Origin of the sequence: Bacillus sp. B1-WWTP-T-0.5-Post-4 (assembly GCF_009183795.1) — a bacterium.
GTDB lineage: Bacteria > Bacillota > Bacilli > Bacillales > Bacillaceae_G > Bacillus_A > Bacillus_A cereus.
In genome coordinates, this window is record NZ_WEIJ01000007.1 from 283,272 (window position 1) to 290,286 (window position 7,015).

The window sequence follows — 7,015 nt, forward strand, 5'->3', positions numbered from 1 at the left end:
ATATTGTATGATTTTTCTTTTATACATAGTTTGGTAAAATAGTAGTAATTGTAATTAATGGTAACGGTGGGGATGAAAATGTTAGAGCAACTCATAATTGAATTGGCTAAATCAATGAAGCAGGCTGAAGATATAAATGGTGATAAAACTTATTGGATTATAAACAAGGATGATAAAGGATTAGATGTTCAAACTAAAACTTCAAGTGGACAATATGCAAAGGAAGAAGAAGCACCATCTTATTTTAACGTGAGTTTTGAGCTTCTTAAGAATGCTTGGGGAAAGCTTATCGCTATGCGAACGGTAAAGAGTGAGGATTTCGGACAAGTGAGTGAATGTAATACTTTCTTAGTAGCATTCTTTTCACACCTTCCATTTGTGGATGTAACGGAATCGGGGGCTATTACATTTAAAGAGTTCCAAACTGATAATTTACCATGTGAGCAGTATCATAAAGTTGTTGGATTTTTGGAAGAGGTAATAAACGATACGTACGATCCGAAAAATTTAAGTGATCACATTAGTGGTAATTTGTATAGAGTTAAATCTAAAGGAAGACAAGATTTAAGGTTACTGGGATTTTTAAATGATAATCATGATATTGATACGTCTTTATTAAATGAATACATTGGAGAAAAGAGTAAGAATGATGTTATTCGAAAGCTAGTTTTAAAGCAGGAGTATTTTCAAATTGCTCTGTTTGTACTTAATCTTTTAAGAGTGTATCCGAGGGCTGCCAAGAAGGCTACTTTAGTGAATTTAGCGATGACAATCGTCCGAAACTCTAGAGGAGATAATTTAATGCTAGAATCATTAGCGAAAGAGCGTACGCATAATCTCTTAATGTGGTCTGAGAAATTGGAAATAATTAATGCTGAATGGATTCCAGCCGAACAATACATAAAAAAGAGTGAAGAAAAGGGCGGTAATATGAGTAGTAGTTTACGTGAAGGCTTTTTAAAGATACTGAAAGAATATTTGGATGCAAAAACAGAAAAATTTGCAGGACATAAGTTAGGATTAACAGTCCGAAATGATATAGCAACAGAGATCATTCGTTTACCATTTATAAATGAGAAGCAGTACAGTGTGATAGGGTCAGTCGGAAAAGGGAATTGGGCGACAGTTCCATGGATTGCACTAATGCATAGAAGTATTACAACATCGACACAGAGAGGGTATTATATCGTCTATTTATTTAGTGAAGATATGCAACGATTGTATTTGACCATTGGACAAGGTGTGACAGAAACAACTAAAGAAGAGATGCAAAAAATTAAAGAAGAGATTCGTGAACAAATACATATGTCCCAAAAGGTGAAAAAAGATGATGAGATTTTCCTAGGTACAAGCCCAAAAGCAAAAGGATATGCAAATTCAACAGCAGCTTATATTGCGTATGATGTTAATAAAATGCCAAGTGAAAAAGAGTTAGTAGAGGACCTAGAAGAAATGCTTCGCTATTATGAGGGATTCATAGCTTATAAAGAGGAAGGAACGAAATATGAAATGATTTATGAAAGGAAAGAAGTGTATTTAGATCAACAATCAATTATCGATCATGTGTCTTCTTATATTCAAAGTAAAGGTTTCTTTTATGAGAAAAAGGATCTTATTAATTTCTTCCTTTCATTAAAAACAAAGCCATTTGTAATTTTATCAGGTATTTCAGGTACAGGAAAAACGAAAATTGTGCAGTGGTTTGCAGAGAGTTTAGGGGCCACGGAAGAGAATGGACAATTTACACTTATTCCGGTTCGACCTGATTGGAGTGATAGCTCTGATTTACTCGGTTATGTGAACCTCCAAGGGGAGTTTCAAGAAAGGCCATTAATCAAAGTTCTTGAAAATGCAGATGCAAATCCAAATAGGCCGTATTTTGTAGTGTTGGACGAGATGAACTTAGCTCGAGTGGAATACTACTTTAGTGATTTTTTAAGTGTAATTGAAAGTCGTAAATGGAAAGATGGAAAAATTGTTACGTCACCAGTTCTTCCAGAATCGATTACTAATAAGCACATTACGATTCCATCAAATGTATATATTATCGGAACGGTAAATATGGATGAAACGACACATCCGTTAAGTAAGAAAGTATTAGATCGTGCGAATACAATTGAGTTTAATACCGTTAACTTAGATTATTTTAATTTCTTAATGGATGTAGAGGAGAAGGAAGCTGAAATTGCTTCGAATCGCTCTTTAGAAACCGAGTATCTTCATTTAAAAGAATGTTTTAAAGAAAATGAAGACCTTGTGAGAAATATATCGACTATTTTAATAGAAATAAATGAATCACTGGAATCAGTTGGGGCTCAAGTTGGATATCGTATACGAGATGAAATTTGTTTCTATATGGCATACAACGAAAAAGGAAAGTTATTATCGTTTGATGAAGCATTTGATTATCAAATATATCAAAAGATTTTACCACGTCTTGCAGGTAGCGATGGAAGAACAGAAGAGGTATTAAAGCAGTTGTATGTATTATGTGCAAATGAGGAATATGATAGTGGCAACAATGACGCTTTATATGCTAAATATCCTCGTTCTGCTAACAAGCTGTCTCATATGTTAAGGAGGTTCGAGTATGATGGTTTCACCTCTTTCTGGATCTAATAATGAGATAGAGTTAGTTAAGATTGAAACAGAGGAGCTATCATTGACGATTAAAGGAAACCCTTATCATGAAAAATACGAGAGTTTAAAAGAGTATCACGCTATGAGTGCGGATGAAATGATGTATTTTCAGGTAGATGGGAAGGCAGAATCCGTTTCTGTATTTGATGCGAGATTGCAGAGATTAGATAAATGGAACGAACACCCGCCAATCTTTTTTGAAAATAGAAGTTATCAGCTTGTTGTTGTTCCGAAAAATAACAAGCAGCTCTCTTTTTATCATGAACATCCGGGATTTCGAAAGCAAGTTAGTTCCATTCAAATGGGATCACTTCATGTGTTAATGGGAAATCTTTCATTTCCAAATGAAGTAGGAAATACAACGTTTGAAATTAAAGATGATCAAAATACTTTATTAACTGTTACATTTGAAGTTTTCCCGGCAAAACTTGATTATAAGGATGATTACAGAGCTTTATTAGATGAAGTAAATGATGAAATTTATAATTTAGCGTTTCATTTATTAAAGAGAACTTACTTAGGAGCATCTGCAATTTACGCCACAAATCCATCGAAGAGTGAGTTCTATCGTATTTTAAATGATTCCTTTGAGCGTTTTATGAAGTCAATCTCTCATATTAAAAGACAACCGCATCATACGCTTATGACTAGACATCAACTAGTACGAGGAGAAAAAATTCGTAAATTGGATTCTGTCGGAATGAATTATTTACGAAAGCGACCACACTTACTGCAAGGAGAAAACAGTATACCGACTAAAGGCATTACAGCTTATAAGGAAGTGTCATATGACACGCTGGAAAATCGTTTTGTTAAATGGATGATTCAAAGAGTTGTACATAAAATAGATGATTTAATTAAGGTACTAGAGAAAAAGTCTAGATATACACGTGGTGAAACTGATGAAGATTTGCTAGAACGTGTAAAAAATATGAAGTATCGAATGAAAAATGAATTGAACGATCAATTTTGGAGAGGAATCGGAAAATTAGATCGATCAGTCTTTTCACTCGTTATCCAAATGGCAGCAGGCTATCGAGAGGCGTATCAAATTTTCTTAATGCTATCGCGCGGTTTAACATTACGAGGGCAAACTTTCAAAATGTCGGTAAAAGATGTCGCTAGATTATACGAATACTGGACATATTTAAAACTCGGACAAATTTTATCAAAGAAATATATACCGCTCCATCAAGATGTTATTCAAGTTAAGCAAGATGGTTTATACGTAACACTTGATGAAAGTAAAACTGCCAAAAGAAGGTTTAAACATCCAGAAACAGATGAGACAATCGAGCTTTACTTCCAAAAAAGAAACGGTAGACTACCAACAGTTACACAAAAGCCAGATACGATGCTCGCTATAGAGAAAAAGGGAAAGAGCTATCAATACCAATACATTTTTGATGCGAAATATCGAATTGATTTTGCTGAAACATCTCATTATAAAGGGAAGTATGGCGCCCCTGGCCCAATGGAAGAAGACATTAATACAATGCATCGTTACAGAGACGCACTAGTAGTGGAACAAGAGGGGCCTTTTGAGCGAACAGCTTACGGAGCGTACGTATTATTCCCATGGAACCAAGAGGAAGCATACGAGAACCATCCGTTTTATAAAAGTATAGAAAAAGTAAATATCGGTGGCTTCCCGTTCTTACCAAACGCGACAAGATTAGTAGAACAATTTCTAGATCATCTCATTGAAAAAAGCCCAGAAGAAATTATAAGAGAAGGCATCCTTCCAAGAGGCACAAAAGAAGAATGGAACTCCTCATTAGAAGAAAAAGTATTAGTGGGCAGCGTGAAAACTGAAAGTGACTATGAAACATATAGAAAGAATGGCGTATATCAGCTACCAGTTACACAACTAAAACCAGGATGGCAAGAAGCAAAGTACATAGCATTATATGCACCGAAAAAATGGCACGGGGAAAAAGGTGGCATTCAATATGTAGCCAAAATCAAAAATATTCAAATGCAACAAAACGATGAATATGTACATTTCGAACTAGAACCATGGGAAAAACTAGACCACCTCATCCGCCCAGTAGGATATGGCATTCAAATATACACCATAACAACTATGTCGTTATTAAGAGAAGTACAAGAACTTCCAGAACTATTCATGAAATCAAAAGAAGAACGAATCCTTTGGAAAACGCTGCGTCGTTTTACGAAGCAAGTTAAGGTTGAGCTAGATCATCGTAATTTAGATGAAGCTTCTTCTATAAAGAGTTATTATGTGCAGGATGTTCAGATTTGGGTTGATTATGAGAATGGGGTTGTTATGGTTGGGAGAGATGGGCGAGTTAAGGAAGTTCCTTTGGAGTTGGTTGTTGGTAGGGGTTCGGTGTTGTTTAGGGAGGTTTTAGGGGTGTTAAATGTTGGAGAATAGGGATTAGATACAAAGGGGGATTAAGCCTTGAATAAGGGCTGAGTTTATTTTTACATGGAATAAATAAGTTTAGGTGAAGTGGAGAAATTTTTAAATATAATAGATAAATATTAGTTGGATAAAGTGTATTGTTAGTTATGGGAAGAAGAGTATATGAGGTATATGCTCTTTTTTTATTTATAAATAAAGTGGATGTAAAATTAAAATGATGACCTCCACCCTGTCAAGGTGGCGCTCTCCCTGCTGAGCTACGGGAGAAACGTTGATTTAAAGGCATTTTTAAGGGTCTATACAAATGAAATTCCATTAAAAAAGCAATGGTTATTGTAAGTTCTGTGACCATTTGTGACCACAAAATTATGTGCTTAGCTGTCTGTATATGAGTTTGTTTATTTGTAACAGTTATTGAAATGTCGATTATAATATATTGTTTTATAAGATTAAAATATTAATAAATATAGGAACTTTCTATACAAGGATAACCAAATTATTCTAATTTGTTATGTAATTTTTGGTATAATAAGATTCTAAACGGTTGGTAAAACATTACCAAATATAAAATGAATTGTTATATCCGATTAAAATAATTTAATGTGTATTATTGAGGAGTAAATTTAAAAAAAGAACATGGAAGGAGTATAGATATGTCAAAGAATCAGCTAACTAGAAATATGGAAAAATTATTAAAAAAATTAAAAAAAGGCCTGAAACAATCCGATATAGATAAGGTAAGTACATATCTAAAACAGGGATGCGAAATTAGTGGTTCAACTTTTTTTGTCGTACTAAAAAGTAACGTATATGATATGTTCGGAGAAGATTATAAAAGAGTCTATGAATTTTTGGAGTTAATAGAAAAGGATGAGTATATTTGTTCTAATTTTTCTAATGAAGCGTTGAATTTCTGTCAAAATATAAAAAAAATATATGGGGATTTTTTACCAGCTTATCAAAAGTCAAGAGAAAATAAGAATCAAATGATAAATGAGTTACTTAGTAAAAATAAAAAGGACATAAAAAATGTACTATATTATTTTGAACAATTGATTTTCCAAGAATATAAAAGGCATTCAAATGAAAAGTGTTTAGAAATATATAGTCAATTTTTATATGACACTAATTTATTAGCTGATAGCATAGAATTAGAGAAAAAGCAGGAAATTAGGTGTGGAAATAATAATGAAGAGTTTGTAAAAAGGCTAATAATGGAATACGGCTTGATAATAGAGTTTAAGAATAACTTTTTTGATTTATTAAGTGGAAGATACAATTTTTCATTAAATGGAAATTGTTATACTTTTGAATCCTCCGATAATAATCTCGACTTAGTGTCGATTTTATATGAGGCTAACAGACAACAGCGAAGAATGATATCTTTAGATAGAAGAGGTGAGCGATTTACCCGGTCATTATTTAGAAGAACAAGTTTAGAATTTCTGTATAAAGATTTTGGATATAAAGTAGATGATGAAATAGAAAATGGTATTACTATTCAAGATATTTATAATGTCTGGGATAGTATTTGCGAATTTGTTGATAATATTAATACATCTAAATCAACTTGGTTAAGGATAAATTATGAGGGAATTATCAAAAAGGATTTTAAAAAAATTATTTCAAAGGAACAGTTTTACAAAGTTCTTGAGAACTATTTTGTATCGAATATAGAGAAAGTTGATTTGTACTTGTATCCTGTTCAAAAGTATAAATCTCAATATTTGATTTTAAATTGGGGCACAGATATTGAATTTACATATTTGCTAAATAATATTGTTCCTAAAGTCATAGATAAGAAGTTTTATGAAGCTGAACTTATAGATGATTTAAAGGTAGTAAAAGAGTTACTGTTTAAGAACAATAACGAATTTTTAGTCTATCCAAAGAATATAGAGTTTAAAGATTTATCAATAGAGATTGATTTGATGTTCATGTATGAAAAAACATTATTTATTGCTGATGTCAAACACACTATGAAGA

At 32.8% G+C, this 7,015-nt stretch carries 3 protein-coding genes; all 3 read left to right on the plus strand.

What is annotated here, in order from left to right; all coding sequences use genetic code 11:
• Positions 1–78 precede the first annotated feature (78 nt).
• The gene (locus tag GBN91_RS21810; protein WP_152122311.1) at positions 79–2,619 is read left to right on the plus strand and encodes an MrcB family domain-containing protein; all 2,541 of its coding nucleotides are present in this window, start codon (positions 79–81) and stop codon (positions 2,617–2,619) included.
• Positions 2,594–5,038, plus strand: a complete 2,445-nt coding sequence (locus GBN91_RS21815) for a restriction endonuclease-like protein (protein WP_152122327.1) — start codon at positions 2,594–2,596, stop codon at positions 5,036–5,038. Before GBN91_RS21810 ends, GBN91_RS21815 begins: the two co-directional genes overlap by 26 nt.
• Before the next feature lie 644 nt (positions 5,039–5,682).
• A partial coding sequence (locus GBN91_RS21820; protein ID WP_152122313.1) for a hypothetical protein occupies positions 5,683–7,015 on the plus strand: 1,333 nt, incomplete at its 3' end.

Bases quoted from the DNA above. Each gene is read 5' to 3' on its own strand.
- GBN91_RS21810 (WP_152122311.1), top strand. From the start codon at position 79: ATGTTAGAGCAACTCATAATTGAATTGGCTAAATCAATGAAGCAGGCT.
- GBN91_RS21815 (WP_152122327.1), top strand. From the start codon at position 2,594: ATGGTTTCACCTCTTTCTGGATCTAATAATGAGATAGAGTTAGTTAAG.